The organism is Candidatus Methylacidiphilales bacterium, assembly GCA_030054035.1.
GTDB lineage: Bacteria > Pseudomonadota > Gammaproteobacteria > JASGCS01 > JASGCS01 > JASGCS01.
Window position 1 is genome coordinate 93,230 of record JASGCS010000006.1, and the last position, 18,021, is coordinate 111,250.

General features: G+C 37.9%; 14 protein-coding genes and 1 other RNA gene. 9 read left to right on the top strand and 6 right to left on the bottom strand.

All coding sequences use genetic code 11. The features are described from left to right. The 5 genes from QM538_05565 to QM538_05585 form a co-directional block, all read left to right on the top strand. On the top strand, positions 1–1,545 hold a 1,545-nt coding region (locus QM538_05565), incomplete at its 5' end, for a glycosyltransferase family 2 protein (GenBank protein ID MDI9347954.1). 48 nt (positions 1,546–1,593) lie between these two features. Continuing rightward, a complete protein-coding gene (gene dnaN / locus QM538_05570; protein MDI9347955.1) occupies positions 1,594–2,709 on the top strand; it encodes a DNA polymerase III subunit beta in 1,116 nt (371 codons plus the stop codon). A 7-nt stretch (positions 2,710–2,716) separates the two neighbouring features. Further along, positions 2,717–4,462 carry a tRNA uridine-5-carboxymethylaminomethyl(34) synthesis enzyme MnmG gene (gene mnmG / locus QM538_05575; protein ID MDI9347956.1) on the top strand — a complete coding sequence of 582 codons (1,746 nt, stop codon included), beginning with the start codon at positions 2,717–2,719 and terminating at the stop codon, positions 4,460–4,462. A gap of 5 nt (positions 4,463–4,467) precedes the next feature. After that, positions 4,468–4,820: a transfer-messenger RNA gene (gene ssrA / locus QM538_05580) on the top strand. Positions 4,821–4,831: 11 nt separating this feature from the next. Next, positions 4,832–5,458, top strand: a complete 627-nt coding sequence (locus tag QM538_05585) for a hypothetical protein (protein MDI9347957.1) — start codon at positions 4,832–4,834, stop codon at positions 5,456–5,458. On the opposite strand, the gene QM538_05590 is transcribed toward QM538_05585, so the two are convergent. The 5 genes from QM538_05590 to msrB are packed head-to-tail and all read right to left on the bottom strand — an operon-like array spanning position 5,455 to position 13,880. Beyond that, complete coding sequence (locus QM538_05590) at positions 5,455–7,935, bottom strand: glycosyltransferase (GenBank protein MDI9347958.1); 2,481 nt, start codon at positions 7,933–7,935, stop codon at positions 5,455–5,457. The genes QM538_05585 and QM538_05590 overlap by 4 nt on opposite strands. 3 nt (positions 7,936–7,938) lie before the next feature. Beyond that, positions 7,939–10,359, bottom strand: coding sequence for a glycosyltransferase (locus QM538_05595; GenBank protein ID MDI9347959.1), 2,421 nt, complete (start codon positions 10,357–10,359; stop codon positions 7,939–7,941). Then, the gene (locus QM538_05600; protein ID MDI9347960.1) at positions 10,356–11,594 is read right to left on the bottom strand and encodes a glycosyltransferase; all 1,239 of its coding nucleotides are present in this window, start codon (positions 11,592–11,594) and stop codon (positions 10,356–10,358) included. Before QM538_05600 ends, QM538_05595 begins: the two co-directional genes overlap by 4 nt. Next, a complete protein-coding gene (locus tag QM538_05605; protein MDI9347961.1) occupies positions 11,582–12,847 on the bottom strand; it encodes a glycosyltransferase family 2 protein in 1,266 nt (421 codons plus the stop codon). Before QM538_05605 ends, QM538_05600 begins: the two co-directional genes overlap by 13 nt. Positions 12,848–12,869: 22 nt before the next feature. Beyond that, positions 12,870–13,880: a peptide-methionine (R)-S-oxide reductase MsrB gene (gene msrB / locus QM538_05610; protein MDI9347962.1), complete on the bottom strand. Its 1,011-nt coding sequence runs from the start codon at positions 13,878–13,880 to the stop codon at positions 12,870–12,872. A gap of 54 nt (positions 13,881–13,934) precedes the next feature. Here msrB and QM538_05615 point away from each other — a divergent pair, with 54 nt between their 5' ends. The 3 genes from QM538_05615 to QM538_05625 all read left to right on the top strand — a co-directional run bounded on the left by QM538_05615 (position 13,935) and on the right by QM538_05625 (position 16,965). Next, positions 13,935–14,087, top strand: coding sequence for a hypothetical protein (locus tag QM538_05615; GenBank protein MDI9347963.1), 153 nt, complete (start codon positions 13,935–13,937; stop codon positions 14,085–14,087). Then, positions 14,059–15,387, top strand: coding sequence for a diaminopimelate decarboxylase (gene lysA / locus QM538_05620; GenBank protein ID MDI9347964.1), 1,329 nt, complete (start codon positions 14,059–14,061; stop codon positions 15,385–15,387). The genes QM538_05615 and lysA overlap by 29 nt, the downstream gene beginning before the upstream one ends. A gap of 81 nt (positions 15,388–15,468) precedes the next feature. Next, the gene (locus QM538_05625) at positions 15,469–16,965 is read left to right on the top strand and encodes an amino acid permease (GenBank protein ID MDI9347965.1); all 1,497 of its coding nucleotides are present in this window, start codon (positions 15,469–15,471) and stop codon (positions 16,963–16,965) included. A 75-nt stretch (positions 16,966–17,040) separates the two neighbouring features. Here QM538_05625 and QM538_05630 read toward each other — a convergent pair whose 3' ends face one another. Then, entirely contained in the window at positions 17,041–17,544 is a 504-nt protein-coding gene (locus tag QM538_05630) for a TIGR00645 family protein (GenBank protein ID MDI9347966.1), read from the bottom strand. 123 nt (positions 17,545–17,667) lie between these two features. Between QM538_05630 and QM538_05635 the strand changes: the two genes are divergently transcribed. After that, positions 17,668–18,021: filamentous hemagglutinin N-terminal domain-containing protein (locus QM538_05635; GenBank protein ID MDI9347967.1), on the top strand; the 354-nt coding region annotated here is incomplete at its 3' end.

Sequence of the window (18,021 nt, forward strand, 5' to 3'; positions counted from 1 at the left end):
CTCCAATTATTTTTAACTGACCTGCTAGGGTTAGGTGCAGCAGTGTTCGTAGAACCACACCAAACCATTACTTGGAACGAGGCAGTGCACCAGCATCACCAACAACTGGCACGAGAAGAACAAAACCACATATCCAATACACCACTGGTAAGTGTTATCATCCCAGTTTTCAACACCGCTGCCTACCTTCGTACCTGCCTAGACTCTGTACTTGCACAAAGCTACCCCGCATTAGAAATCATCTGTGTCAATGACTGTTCCACCGATGACTCTGATAGCATCTTGCAAGAATATCAGGCACAGGATCCTCGGATTACCATAGTATCTTCAGCAGAGAATAGAGGCCTTTTGTTTACTAGGGTAACCGGATTTAAAAACGCTACTGGTGATTATTGTTTATGTGTTGATAGCGACGATAAGTTGCTCTCAAATAAAATTATTCAAACATTAGTCAATCGTGCATTAATTACTAATGCAGATATTGTTCATTTTGGTTCTCGAGATAGATACCCAAGCGGAGCAATTAGATATGACCAATGGTTTTCACCTCGTGCCGAATTTGAAGTTAGCTTTTCACACGCAATTGTAAATGGTTTCGTATCACACAACCATTGGAATAAATTTGTTAAAAATACAATTTGGAATAAAGTATTATCAACAAAACTTCTTGACTCTACAAATAAACAATCTAATTGGGAAGATCTAAATGCGTTTTTAGTTGTAATCAAACAAGCAGTGATTTATGCACCTGTTGGGGTGTTAGGGTATGAAAGATTATTAAGAACAGACTCGCTTACATCTCTCTACTCCCAATATGCTACTAAACGCACCTTGACAGACTATATGTACCTAGTGGAGTTCATACAAAAATATATAGATTATTTTCAAATATCGCAGCAGGAATTTATCACCATGTATTTTGGCGAGTCGCTTAGGTACACAAGGAATAAAATAATAGAATCAATTAATAATGGCAGTATCAGGTTACCAACCACGCACAAAATTAATTATTCTCCACAAGTTATTTATTTTATTGACGGGTCAAAAGTGCTTAAAGCAACGCATAATTTTAAATTGATTGAATTTGAGAAAATAAATACTGCTGTATGCGACCTGCAATTTCTTTTGCTCAAAAACAAACCGGACCTTTGCCTTATCCATAGTAGCGCCAATAACCTTGATGAAATTGTATTGCTACTTTATGCTTTACAGGTTGAATGCTGGCTCATCATTGAGGACAATCTCAAAACAACCAAGGTTGATGCTACAAAGCTAAATCTGCCATTTAGTTTTTTCCCATATTTCTCATGTCAATTAAAGTCAGAAATCTCTAGCGAGAGAAAGATAAGAAATCTCATCACATCAATTTTTAGAAAAGAAAATATCGCCACAAGCCCAATTAATTTTCTAACCATCTGTGTGGAATGCGTAATCGCACTTCCTTACTATGGTATAGGGCTCTTTGCGGCTGCTGTTTCTTCAGGGCCAATTAAAACCCATGCTAAGCGCATTTTAAAAAAAATAACCCAATTTTGGAAATTTTAAGCTATAAATACCAGGGCTAACTAGCCACTTTGTGATAAAATCGTACTCATGAAACTTACCCTCGCCAAACAAGATCTTTTTCGTTGTTTAAATTCAGTGATAAGCGCAGCCGAACGCAAACACCACATCCAAATTCTTACCCATGTATGTGTGGAAGTGAAAGATGGCACTATCAGCTTCACAACATCAGACATGGAAATAGAATGCCATGCTTACATGCAGTGCGCTGCTGAAGGTAAATATAAAGTATGCGTAAACGCAAAGAAATTTTTTGATATCTCTAAAACCACAGCTTCAACCGAATTAACTTTAGATTTTTCTGACCCCAATCAACTTTTGGTTAAGTCAGGGAAAAGTAAGTTTGTGTTACCTTGCTTGAATGGAGACGATTTTCCAAGATTTAGCTTAGCCCATGAAAAAGAAAAAAGACTTAATTTTAAGTTTTCTGTTTTGCTAGACGCTATTAAGCGAGTTGCTTTTTGCGCTTCAAATAGCGATGTTAGACAATACCTTCTCGGCATTAAACTTGAGATACGCAATAATTTACTTACCGCCATCGCCACAGATGGATATAGACTCGCGCTCATTGATATAGCTGAAGATTCGTTTAAGAGCACAGACGAAGTTGATGTAATTATCCCAAAAAAAGTTTGTAATGAAATTTTGAAACTAGGCAATTCATTTGAAGACATAAACTTTACCCTTGTGGTTAACTCTAGTAGCTACATTGGTTTTCAATTTCCTGGACTAACTATTACTAGTAGGTTAATCGAAGGCCGGTATCCTGATTGTCGTGCGCTGGTGCCAGAAAACCACCCAATCAAAATAATTGTTAATAAAAATGACCTAAGAGCAAAACTGAACGAGGTTTCAATTATGCTCAATGAACGATTTAGAGTTATCATAATTGAATTACGAAATAACCTACTCCAGCTATCTACCAATAATACCGAATTGGACTCAGCCGAGGTGGGCATGGATATTTCTTATAGCGGAGACACAATAAAAATTGGTTGCAATGTTAATCATCTCTTAGATGTTTTAAATAGCATTGATGCTGATGATGTTTCTCTAGCATTTAAAGATCCAGACGATAAAATTGTTTTGAACTTTACTAATAGACCATCACCTCAGTACATTGTGATGCCGAGCAGAATCTCTTAATTCCATTATGAATGTGGTTGATGCGCTTACAACTAAGCTTGACGCTGATGTTATAGTGATTGGTGGGGGTCATGCTGGAGTTGAAGCAGCCTTAGCATCTGCAAGGATGGGTAGCCACACGATACTAATTACCTTTAAGAAAAGCCAGCTTGGAGAAATGAGTTGTAATCCCGCGATTGGGGGTATAGGCAAAGGTCATTTAGTAAAGGAAATTGATGCGCTTGGTGGAGCCATGGCATTAGCCGCAGATATGGCCGCCATTCAAATACGAACTTTAAATCAATCCAAAGGTCATGCGGTAAGAGCAACGAGATCTCAAGCAGACAGAGTGTTGTACCGTGAAGCAATTCAAACCATCGCCACCAATCAAAATTATCTCAGCATCGTAGAAGATCAGGTAATAGATCTTATTATTCAAAATAATGTGATTAAAGGTGTGGTCACTCTAACTCAAACGCTTAGATCTCATGTAGTGGTGCTAACCACCGGCACCTTTTTGGGCGGTATTATGCATCTCGGTAGCGAGCAAAGCTCTGGGGGCAGATTTGGTGATCAGGCCTCAGTTCTATTAGCTAACAAGATTCGCTCGTTGCCATTTAGAGTCGGAAGATTAAAAACTGGAACCCCACCCCGTCTCTTAGCAACCTCAATTAATTATTCAGAACTAATCCCCCAACATTCTGACATCCCACGACCGGTGTTTAGTTTTTTTGCAGACCCCACTTTTCACCCGAACCAAATACCATGTTACATTACGAATACCAACGAATCAACTCACCAATCTATTAGAGAAGGAATAGCTGAGTCACCGCTTTTTAATGGCTCAATTACCAGCAGTGGTCCAAGGTACTGCCCTTCAATAGAAGATAAGATTTACCGCTTTGCTAACAAAGCATCGCACCAAATATTTTTAGAACCAGAGGGTCTTAGTAGTGATTTAATTTACCCAAATGGAATTTCCACGAGCATGCCAAAAAAAATCCAAGATAATTTTGTTCACTCAATTAAAGGACTGGAAAACGCACAAATTGTTCGGTACGGATATGCTATTGAGTATGATTATCTAGATCCGAGAGATTTAACTCCATGTTTGGAAAGTAAAATTATCTCAGGATTATTTCTCGCTGGACAAATTAACGGCACCACTGGATATGAAGAAGCTGGTGCGCAAGGTGTTATGGCAGGAATTAATGCTGTCCGTAGTCTTAAAAAACAAACGCCGTTTATTGTTCGTCGCCATGAGGCGTACCTTGGTGTGCTAATTGATGATTTAACCACCCATGGCGCGAGTGAGCCCTACAGAATGTTTACTAGTCGTTCTGAGTATCGCTTGTCGTTGCGAGAAGACAATGCTGACCAACGACTCTGTCCCTATGCAATAGAACTGGGGTTGTTAGATGATACCAAGCGCAGTATTTTTTATAAAAAAATGAGTGACCTTAAAGAAGCAAAGACTCCTGAGGCCATAGAATTATTATCAATAGAACAGAAATATAAAGGCTACCTCCAGCAACAGCAACGAGAAATTGAATTAAATAAAGCCCATGAAACTGCCACAATTCCATTGCAGACTAACTATCGTTCCATTAGAGGCTTATCAAATGAAATATGTCAAAAACTTCAGGAGACAAGACCACATACCATAGCACAGGCTTCCAGAATACAAGGCATGACCCCAGCAGCAATTTCAATCTTAAGAATCTACTTAAAACGCTGCGGTTTGCTTAACGCACCAAATCATATGATAAACTAAAGCTTGGGGACGATCGGTTTCGACAGGGGTCGTGAGGTCTTCTGGTGCATGTCGAGGATGAGAACACTCGTTAAACTTTTTCAAAAAATAGCTGCAAATAATAACAGCGAATACGCTCTAGCGGCCTAAAACCCGTTAGCCCTTCAGTGTCATGTGTTGGTGCATGATGCAATGAAGGTCATATCACCAAACTTGTTAATTGTGTTGCCATTGCGCAGTTAATCTCGTACTTTCACTGGCTGTCTAGTTACTAACCCTGTTCATTGGGATGTAGCTAGGAGATTAAAAATGAAACACACATGTAGTACTAGGGATTGATCATTTCTGGACGCGGGTTCAATTCCCGCCGTCTCCACCATATTTAATTTTGTGAAATTAACCGCACTAAAAGTTTTACACTCCATTGGGTTGAAGCCCTTCGTTGCCCGATGGCTGGCAACTGAAAGGATTAAAAGATTAGCGACTAGAAATCAATCAGTTGCAACAATTATTGCTTGCGAAACTCAGAAGGCAGCACCAAAAATCCTCACCAACGATAATCCTACCCAACTTATCAGGATCTCATTGTATGATTCTTGGAGTTTTGTGGAAAACAAACTTAATTACCATGTTAACTATGATCAAAGTGTAATGATATATGATGGCCTAATAAAGCACTTTGAGCCAATCATGAAATATCTCTATCGGAATTGTAAAGGAAAAATTATCGTTTGTAGTAATAAAAAAACCTACTTCATTGCACAAAGTCTACCTAACTTTAGAACTAACTACCCATACCAACTCGCAGATGAAATCATTACTGATGATACTGGAGTACCAGATTCACTAAGTGATCCACATCAGTTGCTCTCGGATAGCAATAATCAATTTATCTATGTGTGTTTAAGAGAGGTAATTGAACAAAATAAAATGTATTTGCCACTGTTAACCAATAGGTCACTTGGTGAAATTTTTATTAGGCGCGCAATACTAAGGTTAAAAAAAATCTTATACTAAAATTTATAAAACACTGCTTTGAGTAGCTCTTTTGATTTAGATTCAAGAGCGAGCATTTTGGTTAATACTGTGGAGAAAAATCGTAAGTCTGACTTGGCGTCCAGAGTGAAAGGTGGCAGAGCTTGAAATTTAAACTTGAAAGCGTCACTTTGCGTATGATCTGCCATACCAAGCAGTAGCTTTTTTATTTTGTATTGATTCATATTGGAGGTAATAACTCGGTCAGCAAAAAAATCTCTTATGGTGGTTGGCAGGAGAGACCATATTGCATGATCTACCAAAGCATTAGGCACGATAACAAAACTCTTTATTCTGAATAATGACAAATGAAGCACAACGGAAAAGAACATATCAGCATATTCAAGCTCTACTAACGCAATGATTGGCACAGCATTATTCGCACCACACAGTAATTGCACAATGCTATCAACTTCTCGTGCGGGTGTTTTGTCAATCCTCACCTTCCCATTGATGCGCTTAGCGTGCCAGGTATTGTAGATGCCAAAATAAAATATCTCAACATGATCATCAGGTGTATCCGATGAATTTTGGAGTGATATCACATCTTTAATTAACGAGGAAGAAATCTTTTTTCTAATGTACTTGAAAATTCTATAGGCTAACAGCTTTTGTAGTGGATACCCATAGACCAAAGCAAAACGGTAAACCCATCGAAGTAATAAATTATAATTAGTAATGGTGTCTTTGTTTGAGTATTGTGAATAGTTAGCAGTAAGTGAACGAGACCTAATTCTCCTAAAGTAACCACGATAAAATAATGGAGCATAGCTTTTTATATAGTGCATTGCTACTAAATACGCTATTAAATCTTCCCACATTGAAATACTCGCATCAGTTTGAATGCAGTTATCTGCAAGAACTTTTTTCCAAACTTCTGTGACCACTAACTTGCCCCAATGTGTGTGAGATATTTTTCCTGAAAGGATCATCTGCTTAATGTCACTTGCTTCAATGGTTTTAGGATTAGACCATGTAAAAGATGACAGGTGACCGCTCTCATCTATCTCTATGCAACCAAAATGAACGAGATCAGCATTAGTACCTAATGCTCTTGACACTGCTAGCTCAACTATTTGTAAATCTAGCCAATCATCGCTATCAACGCAGAGTGAATATTTCCCCTTAGCTTCATGAAATCCACTAAAACGAGAGGCCAATAAACCTTTATTTTCATCATGGCAAATTAATTTTATTCTAGTGTCTCGTTGCTGGTACCGTTTTGCAATTGACAATGAATCGTCTGTAGATTTATCATCTACACAAATAATTTCAAGATTTGTATAGGTTTGATTTATAACTGATTCAAGACAAGCCGCTAAATAATTTTCAACATTGTAAATAGGTATTAAAACGCTTACTAATGGTTGATCTGCACACACGCTTTGGGTTTGAGCATTATCATAAGATACATGCGCTGCGCCGATGGCATCTTCAAGAGCTAATTTAGTTTTAAGGTCAATCGTGGCAGGCATTAATATTTTTATCTCAATGCCTTGCAGGGCATGTATGATATACGCAAGCACAGATTGGTTAATGCTTGAAAAATCAAAACTAGCTATTGGTGAATCATGTGCGGTCGGTCGTGATGAATTGTCCAAGTGTAATTTTGTGCACATCTCAAATAATGCATGGTTAATACTGAAAGGTATGGTTTCATAGAAAAATCTTACCCGTTCTGCTGAGACATTAAAAGTTTTACAGAAGGCCAATAAAAATCTATATGCAGGTTGGTATTTATCTACTACCCCGTGCATAGCGTAGGAATTATTTTTATTGCTCAAACTAGCTTGACGAAGATGATACTGATATAAATGTAATGGTAGCGGTACATAGGTTCTTGCATAATACATACAAGTAAGTAAAAATAGATAATCATCTGCAATTTGGATTCCTACCAGAGAAGTTTGTTTGTACAATGTAGAAGAAATTGCATTAGTGACAATTCTTTTAGAGAGCAGTTTATTCCAAAGGTTATGACTAATATTACCAGATAAAAATAATTCAAAAATTTTACCTTTTGTCGATTTTAAGTATGGAGCAAACCAATGCAATAAACGATTAGTGTCATTTGGCACTAACTCAACATTAAAGTGCACAATGTCAGCGTCATTTAGAATCGCACACACTACGGCCTCCTCTAAACAAAAATGAAGCACCTCATCGTCGCTATCAACAAAATGAAGATACTCACCTTTGGCATGAGTTGCCCCAATGTAACGCGAGTAAAATACACCGACATTTTTTTCATTACTAATAACGCTAATCCTTTTGTCCTGTGCGCTATATTGAGCCAACAAAGTAGAGGTAGTATCAGTGGAGCCATCATCAACGCAAATAACTTCAATGTGTTGATACTGTTGTTGCAATATTGAGCGCAAACATCGTCCTAGATACGCTTCGGAATTGTAACAAGGAACTATCACAGAGACCAAAGGCCTGTTTAATTTATTTTGCATGTGTTATTTCAGTAGCAACCAAAACCCAACCACTGCGGCTATTCTTTTAAATTTTGATGCTAAGCTATCCTTACAGAACTTACCAAGGAGAATAATTTTCTTCCAGAAATGTACATTCTTTTTCCTGCTTACTTCTTCTAGCAACAGTTCCCACTTCTTAATAATTACTTCGCGACCAAATCTCTCTCGCACCTCTAATGCTCGCTTACCTAAACTCTCGCGCAGTGTGCTATCTTCCATCAGGAGCGCCATGGCATTACTAAACTCTTCTACAGATGTAACATTAGAAACTAGTAGCCCATCTTCCCCATGAGTAATGATAGACCTTGGCCCTCCAATATCAAATGAAATCACAGGCTTGCCATATGACATTGATTCAAGTACCGCAAGAGGCAGTCCTTCAAATGCTGAAGTTAGAATTGTAAACGCACAGCGCTGATACCAATCTGCAATATTTCCAACTCGTGAGATAATAAGGACTCTACCTTCTAGTCCTAGCCCCTCAACCATCTGGTTAAGTTTTTCTAAAGAACCTGGTTCATAGGCAACTGGATCACCAGCCAATACCAACTTCCATGTTGGAAATCTACCAGCAAGCAAAGCAAATGCTTTAATTGCCAGATCTTGCCTTTTGTGATGTAAAAACAACCTCGCCCCCATGAACACAAACGGCGCATCACCTACCACCGAGCTAGGCTCAATGATTGGATCAGTGTTTGGGACAGGGTAGTGAGCAAAATTGGGAATAGTTACCAATCTTTTAAATCCATAATTTATTTTTATGAACTCTGCTATCTCATCAGTTAACACCACTGTATAATTTATCAGGTATTTATTTTCTTTTCGTAGTATGTCAGCGAGGATATCTTGCCCAAAGTTACGATCAATTAAAATATGCACCACACGAATTACTTTAACATTATGGAGCATCGCCATCAAGAGAAAACAATTCGGGTAATGACTATAATCAGAAGTAATAATTGCTGTTGGAGCATGCTGGGAAAAAAATCTATGCAACGCATACCAATCACGAACACTTTTACAAGGAGTAATGGCATGGGGCACTTGATGAATCGGAATGCCAAAGGTATTTATCTCTATCCGAGATTCTTCCACCACATGACCCACTTTAAAACCCAATCCTGCTAGCCCATGGGCAAGCCTAGCCGCCACCATTTCTCCACCGCCGAGTGAGAGGTTTTTGTTTATTAGATATATCTTTTGATTTTCAACAGGGTTTTTTGTTTCATTTCGCTTACTATATTTTGAAAGGTCTACAATGTAATTTTGTTTTCGAATCGTAAGGGTAGTTTTAAGCGAATTAAGCAATTCTGACCATTGGTATTTAATATAGGATTCCGTGAATTCTTTAGCAATTTCTCCCGCATTACTACTAAGAGTTTTGCGCATCGTATCATCTGTTATCATAGCTTCAAGACTCTGTGAAAACATCTCGCTGTCCCCTATTGATTCAACTAATAGCCCGTTATGTCCATGCCGTATTATTTCATTTGTGCCCATAACATTAAAGGCAATTACCGGTTTCTTCATTGTTAAAGATTCAAGGATGCTCAGCGGCATCCCCTCCGAAAATGATGTAGAAGCCACAAAGTGACAATTATTTAATGCCTGGTAAATGTTAGTCACATTGCCGAAGAAATGTATTGAAGGTTGCAAATCATAAAAGGACACGAATGATTTCAAATAATTCTGATATGCACTATCTTCAAAGTTCCCCAAAAAAACCACTATCCAATCGGAATATTTTTTTGCAATATGAGCAAACGCTTTGATTAAAATATCTTGTCGCTTTCTGCCCCCCTCAATTCTGCCTACTGAGGCTATAATTTTTTTATTTGGAAATGCGTCTAAAAGCAACGAAGAGTTGTAATCCTGCTGAGTGGGCTCTGCAACATAATTAGAAATTAATTCCCAGCGACTAGATGGATAGGTATTTTTACAATACTCAAGCGATTTTTTATTTAATACTACATGTGCTGCAATAGCACCTAGAATTGCAGGATCTGAAAGATATTTAAAAATTTGTTTCGCTTCATTTACATTACTGCCATCTTGTGTGCTTATGTGGTAGTGCATAATATTTTTAATTCCCAAAGCGTGAGAAATTAATACGAGAGGAAAATAAACACAGTGGTTAAAGATTATCAGGTCTGGATTAGCCTTTTGAAATGTATCTTTAATAACTTGTGGGTCAGCACTAAAACCACCATGACTATATAACCAATGGTATTTTTCAATTGTCAAAGAGCTTAAAGTATGTTCAAAAGCAAATTTCTCTAAAGAATTAGACCAGATGACTACCTCATGGCCAAGTTCATTAAAATAATTGGTCAACACTAGCGTCACTCGCTCTTGGCCACCAATACCGCTTCCACCGCTATACATTACAAGGATAATTTTCATATTAAGAAAACCATCACACTTATAATGATTAGACTAAGTATACAAACACTTATGCCAAGCCTAATCCTCCGTTTAATTCTGACATGGTGTCTTAGAAATTTATTCCAGTAGAATAATATATTGTGGTGTTGCGGGGCATTGGCATTGGTTGGTTGGACTAGAAGTTGTGAATATAGACTTAGAATTGTGTCCTTTTTTAATCGGTTCTTCACTTCTAAAGCTTTTTTACCCATTGAATTAAGTAAGGGGATATTGTGCATGGCCTCCCTTAGGGTTTTTTCTAATGCTACTTCATCACCAATTGGTTGGACTAGGTAACCATTTTTACCATGTTCTATAATTTCATTTGGTCCAACCATATCATAGGCAATAACCGGTTTGCCGTACGCCATTGCTTCAATAATCACCAATCCAAAACCTTCTTGCAAAGAAGGTAATGTCATGCAAGTGCAGAGCTGATAAAAATCTTCAAGATTACCCACCCTTTCTAACAATGTCATAGCAGTATGGTTTGATATTACAAAGGATTTTAGTTTATTGTAATAGTCCATCCCATCCGCTTGGCTATTTCCGATAAATAATAAATGCCAATCTGGAAATTGTACAGCTAGTCTAGAAAAAACCGTAGCAAGTTGTAATTGGTTTTTAATAGGGCACAATCTTCCAACCGAAAGCATTACTTTTTTATTTTTTAGATATTTTGGAAGCGCGATGTAGGGAGGATTGCTGATGATTGGAAATTCAAGCGCATTATTAATTTTTACAAAGTGGTGGTGAGGAAAGGTTTTGATGGCAAACTGATACGATGCATCGGTTAATACCACTGATGTAGCGATGAGGCTAGTGAGTTCTGGATTTTTATATCTATTGATATTATGTAAGGTATGCATATTACTGGGATGAAACTCATGGAGCACATTAATGATGGTTGCGCCGCTTGCTTTACACAAGAATAGTGATGGGTAATTAAGGGTGCCAGAAAAAATCACAAAGTCATATTTTTGTTTTACCCAGAATTGATACAGTTTGATAGATTTATATAGTGAATTATTTCCTCGTACAAATGGTTGATTGTGAATCGGATATTTATCAAATATTGGATTATCTTTTGGCCCATAGTCGTAGATGATTTCTATTTGGTGTTGTTCTTTTTCTAAATGTTCTGCAAGGAGCACCATAGTTCGCTCAACACCACCAAAAAGTAAATTACTATGACAGAGCGCTATTTTGGCCATAGTTGATAATTAATATTGTAATCGTTGGCTAATGCATCTATTGTTTGTGCATTGATTTTTCTACCATAGATAATTTTAGAAAAATAATTCTTGCAGTACTCAGGCATGAATGTATCTGGCCTGAAGATTTTTTTGATTTTGTGAAAAATATTGTTATTGGTAAGCAACCAGCACTCAATATTGCAAACAGAGAGCAACAACAGCAGTGTGGCTGCGTTTTTGCATGAAAGACAAACACCATCTTCAAGCACCACCCATTGTGGTTTATCAGCAATGATTGCTTCTACGGTGATGTTTGGTAGTAGTTGGCAGTAGGTAGTTTCGTTTGGTATATATTCTTTACGCCATGTTTGTTGGTTGCTAATAAAATAAGCTAGGTGAAGCGAGCTTTTGTTTTTGTGCTGAGTCGGAAAACGGTAGGCTGAACTTTGAATTGCTTTTAGAATATTTTTTATTATTGACTTTTGAAATATAGGTATCTGAGAAAAAGTTAAAGAAAAGTAACGACAAAAAACATTAATCCACTGAAAAAATGAATGGAAATACTTTAATATCTTGGGGTCATTAAAAATATAATTACCACCTGTTACAGAAGCGCTATGTCTTCGGTAGTAGTAGCCAATTTTATTTGATGCGAGGTACTGTGTAGAAAACTGTGAGATCACCAGACAGAACATTAGATCCTCCCAATAAATTACCTTAAAGTTTACATGGAAAAGTTTTGTAGCTAATGCCTGCGTTAATATTTTTCTGGCTATAAATTTTCCCCAATTTCCATGGGGTACTTTGCCCGTCTGTATACCTTTTGCTAAATCACGAGGGGGTAAATTATAATTTGGCCTCGCCCAGCGATACAATCTGTTTTCTCCATCTGGTAAAACTTCAATAACATTAAAATGCACAATATCAGCATACTGTGCTAAAACTTGCTTTACACAAAACTCTATTATATCTGTGACCAACCAATCGTCACAATCACAAAATAGAATATATTCTCCTTTTGCTTTTTCAACCCCAATTCTACGGCAATATAAAATACCTTGATTAATTTCATTTGAGATAATATGAATCCGTGGATCTTTTTCTTGGTATTTTTCTACTATGGATAGCGAATTATCACTTGAGCAATCATTCACGCAGATAATTTCAATATTGCGATAGCTTTGATTGATAATTGAATCAAGGCATGTATGTAAGTGCTTTGCGCCATTATACATTGGCGTAATGATTGACACTAGGAATTGATCATTCATACAGGGCTTCAACTCCACATGGTTAATCAGGAATAAATATTAATGCTAACCCATTATTACAATACCTAGTGCCAGTCGGCTCTGGGCCGTCAGGGAACACATGTCCTTGATGGCCTTGACAAACAACGCAGTGATACTCAGTGCGACGCATGGCGTGGGTGTTGTCATCGGTAAAAGCAAGTGCGCCGTCAATTGATTGATAAAAACTTGGCCATCCAGTCCCGCTTTCATATTTTTGTTCAGATCTAAACAGAGGCTTTCTGCATCCTGCACAAATGAAAGTTCCTTTCCGTTTTTCATTGAGCAACGCACTGCTACCTGGTGGCTCTGTTCCGTGATTTTTTAATATCTCTATTTGTTTTGCTGATAAAGGTTGTAATAGATTGTTAATGAACGAGCCACATTGTTGAAGTTGCTCCCTGGTTACAGTATGTTCAGCTTGCGTGACGCAGGTTGTGATTGGAAAAGAATTACCTGTAAAGAATTCTAACGCACGAGTGTAGGACACAAATGGCACCACTGGATCATGCTCGCCATGGCTTAAGAGGATTGGAATATTAGTGTGTGAGGGGGTTTGTGAAAATGGTAACCAGCCAGAAAGTGAAATTACTCCAGCATGAGGTTGAGAGGCAAGCAATGCGTGAGCAAGCACCACCGCAGAGCCTTGAGAAAAACCTGCAGTACAAATAGCATGTCTAGAAATACCACTCGCCACTTCTTGCTCAATAAGAGTCGTTAGATAATTAACAGTAGTAAGCAAATCTTGGGCGGCGGTGGCGGCTGTTTTAGAGGTAAAAAAATTTTCAATTCCACTGACATCAAACCAAGCTCGCATCACCATACCATGGTTTAAAGTAACTGGAATCATAGGCGCATGTGGGAAAATAAATCTAATCGCATGATTGTTTGGCAATCCTAATTCTTCTATTGCAGAGACAAAATCGTTTCCATCTGCACCAAGTCCATGTAGCCAGATAACTGTTGCGTTAGCTGGTACCGTTGGTGGTTGAATGATTACCCCATCAAAACCCATAGGTAACAGTTTACAATGGTATGCAGGTAAATAAGACTACTAATAAATTAAAGCATGAAACAATTACTACTAATCTCTGTTTTGTTATGCGGCTGTGGCTACAAGGCCGATTTATATTATTCTAAACCTATCCCAGACCCCCAATCTCAAACAGAAACAAAACAAAAAGATCTGCCCGATGAATCACAAAAAAAACCCTCTAAATAATTTTACCAGTGCAGATTTGTCATACCAGCAAAACTCTCTTTGCTTTTCCCAAGTCTCATTAGAAGCTTTAGCACGGACCCACCATACTCCACTTTTTGTGTATTCATTAGATCAAATTAATACCAATGTATTAAATTATAAAGAGGCCTTTGCTGGCATGAAATCTCGCATTTGTTATGCAGTGAAGGCAAACTCTTCACTTGCTATCCTAAGATTTTTAACTTTACATGATATTGGTTTTGATATTGTTTCAGGCGGAGAGCTCTCTCAAGTGCTTGCCGTTGGAGCAGACCCAGCCAACATTGTTTATTCAGGGGTAGGCAAGACCGTCAGTGAAATTGATTTTGCATTGCACCAATCTATTGGCTGTTTTAATATTGAATCTTTACAAGAATTATATTGCATCAATCAAAGAGCCAAAGCCCTAAATGTTTATGCGCGAGTCTCTTTGCGCATTAATCCAGAAGTCTCGCTCAAAACACATAAATATATTGCTACTGGGAAACGAGAAAATAAATTCGGTATTTCGTTGCGCGATGCACAGTCGTTGCTTGAGAAAAGCGCGAGCAACGATGCTTCACTAACCAATATTAAGATAGTAGGTGTCGGTGCTCACATCGGCTCCCAGATTATCTCAGTATCACCATATCGTAGCTCCTTTGCCGCTCTTTGTAAGCTCGCCATTCAGGCCATTTCTTTACAACTACCTATAGAACATATTGATGTAGGTGGGGGATTAGGTATTAGGTACAACAATGAAAAAATTATTACTCCGAAAGTATTGGCACAGGAATTGTTTGCCCAGCTGAAGAGTGTAAAAAACGCAAAAACACTTTCCAACATTACTTTAATACTTGAACCGGGCCGGTCTTTGATTGGCAATTGTGGTGTTTTGTTAACCAAAGTTTTATACACTAAACAAAAAATAAATAAAAGAGAAGGGTTTGCTATAGTTGATGCTGGCATGAATGACCTGATTCGCCCAGCCTTGTATCAAGGGTATCATCACACCATGCCAGTGTTGTATAAAAATGCTATAAAAAAAACTTGGGATATTGTAGGCCCAGTGTGTGAAAGCGGAGATTTTTTATCACTGCAGCAAAGGTTAGCCCTAGCCCCAGATGACATTATTGCGTTGCTCAATGTTGGAGCATACGGCATGAGTATGAGTTCAAACTACAATACTAGGTTAAGAGCTAAAGAAGTTGCTATCTATAATGGGGCTACCAGCATTATTAGAGAAAGAGAGGTAATTTCTGATCTGCTAAAGCATGATCATTGGCAGCATATCAGCATATAATTTTTTTTATTTGGCATGTTTTTTTGCATAAAAATATGGTATAAAGTGCACTGAATAAATACAACTCAGGAGAATGAATGTATGAATAATCAAATACAGAAAGACGGCGTCACTTACTCAAAAGCGGAAAGCGGGTATTTTGAGCAAAGAGGATTAAATAGGGTTGCAGGAAAATGGTTGCTCTATGGACTTGGAATTGCTGCAGTGATATCTGGAGATTTTTCTGGATGGAACTTTGGAATTGGAGAAGGGGGCTTTGGTGGATTACTAATTGCTACTTTTCTAATCGGCGCGATGTATGTTGGGCTAGCATTTAGTCTTTCGGAATTATCACCAGCCTTGCCTCATACTGGCGGAGCCTACTCATTCGCAAGAACTGCAATGGGACCTTGGGGTGGTTTTATTACTGGACTAGCAGAAAACATGGAATATGTTATCACCACTGCAGTAGTAGGTACTTTTATGGTCGGGTATGCTCAAGAACTATTACCAAAAGTTGACGAAGTTTCTGTAATTCCAGATTGGGCTTTGTTATTATTTATCTACGGAGCTTTTTTGATACTAAATATCATCCATGTTCAATTAAGTTTAGTCGTAGCACTGGTTGTTGCTGGACTTTCTGTACTTGCATTAGCAGTATTTTTTATTGCAGCTGCAACTACTGGCACATTTAGTGTTGACAATCTTTTTAATATTGTTCCTGCAGAAGGAGGCACTGCTTTTTTACCTTTTGGCACCATGGGGTTACTCTATGCCATGCCATTTGCAGTGTGGTTATTTTTAGGATTAGAACAGTTGCCATTAGCAGCTGAAGAAAGTCATGACCCTAAAAAAGACATTCCCTTTGCATTGATCTTGGGCATACTTACTCTTTTCACATTAGCGATACTTGTTGTTGTGCTCAATACTGGTGTAGTTGGCGCAGAACAAATAAAAGCAGAAGGCGAACCATTCTTTGTAGGTTTAACCACTGTCTTCCAAGGCAATGTGAGCAGAACACTGTTAGCCTTAACTGCAATAATTAGCTTCGTTGCTAGTTTCCATGCCATTATGTTTGCTTACGGTAGAAATATTTATTCTCTGTCTCGTGCAGGATATTTTCCAACTGCACTTTCTAAAACCCTTGACAAAAATAAAACCCCAGCAGTTGCTTTAATTACTGGCGCTATTATTGGCTATGCATTAGTCATAATAATGTGGAAATCGTTTTATAGTGAACAGAGTCTTACTGCTGCCTCAGGTATATTATTAAATATGGCGGTGTTTGGAGCGATGATTGCCTATATTTCACAGGCAGTTTCATATTTAATCATTAAAAAAATGGTCATCAACCGACCCTATGTAAGTCCACTCGGTAATGCTGGCGCATGGGTAGCAACCATAATTTCAACGGGAACTACCTTAATCATACTTTCAAATGTTTTGAGAGAAGGTCCAGGCTTTGATTCTTATCGTTGGGGATTGTTGGGTTGTGTGCTCTGGTTTATCATTGGTAGTATTTATTTTGCTGTGCATGCAAAAAATAAAATGATTCTTTCACCAGAAGAAGAATTTGCTATTGAGCATAGAAAAAGCTAAAATAAATAATCTAATAGAAAATGCAACTAGGGACTCGCATGAGTCCCTAGTTATTTATGTGCTAGGAAATATCTTTTAATGTTTCTTAGTATCGTGATGACTAAGTTTATCTGAGTAGGCCAGTAATACTGCACTAAACAAGAACGCAAGATGAAGCAGCAATTGTGTAACGATTACCCTATCCGATAATATTTCAGCGTTAAGAAAAGTTTTTAATAAATGAATTCCAGATATACTTACTATTGCAGTGCTCAGCTTAATCTTCATAGAGCCTGGGGTGATATCATCAAGCCAAGATGGATGATCAGGATGCTCTCGTAAATCTAGTTTGCTGATGTAAGTTTGCCAGCCCCCAATAAGCACAACAATAACCAAATTAACTAACATGATAGCATCAACTAGACCCAATACACCCAGCATAACTGCGTTGGGATGATCTTCCTCAAACAGAACAACTAATTCATGAAAAAATACAAACGCATATCTAATTTGAGCAACAATTAAACCAAGATACAATGGAGCTTGTAACCATCGTGCGGCAAACACCAGCCACTCTAAATAATACTCTACTTTTTTCATGTAACAATTATACACTTACATCAGTTTCGGAGAAGTATATGTAAAACATGGCAATATATGTTATAATACGCAAGTATTATTATCATAAGTAAAGGTTGAACATGAAAAAGATACCTAAAAGAAATGATAATAATTCTCGCTCTTTTCCTTTACTCCTTTGTAGCAATAGCCTCACCCCAGCTATCGTCTATCCAAGATGGCCAAGCCACCGTTAGTCAATCCTCTAACACCACCACCATCAATCAAACCTCATCTGCTACCACTATTACCTGGAACTCATTTAATGTACAGGCCAACGAACAAGTAATCTTTAACCAACCCTCTACGACAGCTATTGCTATTAACCATATCCTAGATAGCAACCCTTCCCAGATATTTGGTTCTATCTCAGCTAATGGCAGAATCATTCTCTTAAACCCACAAGGCTTCTACTTCGGAGCCAACTCATCAGTTTCAGCAAACACCTTCATTGCAGCA

Bases quoted from the DNA above. Each gene is read 5' to 3' on its own strand.
- mnmG (MDI9347956.1), top strand. From the start codon at position 2,717: ATGAATGTGGTTGATGCGCTTACAACTAAGCTTGACGCTGATGTTATA.
- QM538_05590 (MDI9347958.1), bottom strand. From the start codon at position 7,935: ATGCAAAATAAATTAAACAGGCCTTTGGTCTCTGTGATAGTTCCTTGT.
- QM538_05605 (MDI9347961.1), bottom strand. From the start codon at position 12,847: ATGAATGATCAATTCCTAGTGTCAATCATTACGCCAATGTATAATGGC.
- QM538_05595 (MDI9347959.1), bottom strand. From the start codon at position 10,359: ATGAAAATTATCCTTGTAATGTATAGCGGTGGAAGCGGTATTGGTGGC.
- QM538_05615 (MDI9347963.1), top strand. From the start codon at position 13,935: ATGAAACAATTACTACTAATCTCTGTTTTGTTATGCGGCTGTGGCTAC.
- lysA (MDI9347964.1), top strand. From the start codon at position 14,059: ATGAATCACAAAAAAAACCCTCTAAATAATTTTACCAGTGCAGATTTG.
- QM538_05625 (MDI9347965.1), top strand. From the start codon at position 15,469: ATGAATAATCAAATACAGAAAGACGGCGTCACTTACTCAAAAGCGGAA.
- dnaN (MDI9347955.1), top strand. From the start codon at position 1,594: ATGAAACTTACCCTCGCCAAACAAGATCTTTTTCGTTGTTTAAATTCA.
- QM538_05600 (MDI9347960.1), bottom strand. From the start codon at position 11,594: ATGGCCAAAATAGCGCTCTGTCATAGTAATTTACTTTTTGGTGGTGTT.
- QM538_05630 (MDI9347966.1), bottom strand. From the start codon at position 17,544: ATGAAAAAAGTAGAGTATTATTTAGAGTGGCTGGTGTTTGCCGCACGA.
- msrB (MDI9347962.1), bottom strand. From the start codon at position 13,880: ATGGGTTTTGATGGGGTAATCATTCAACCACCAACGGTACCAGCTAAC.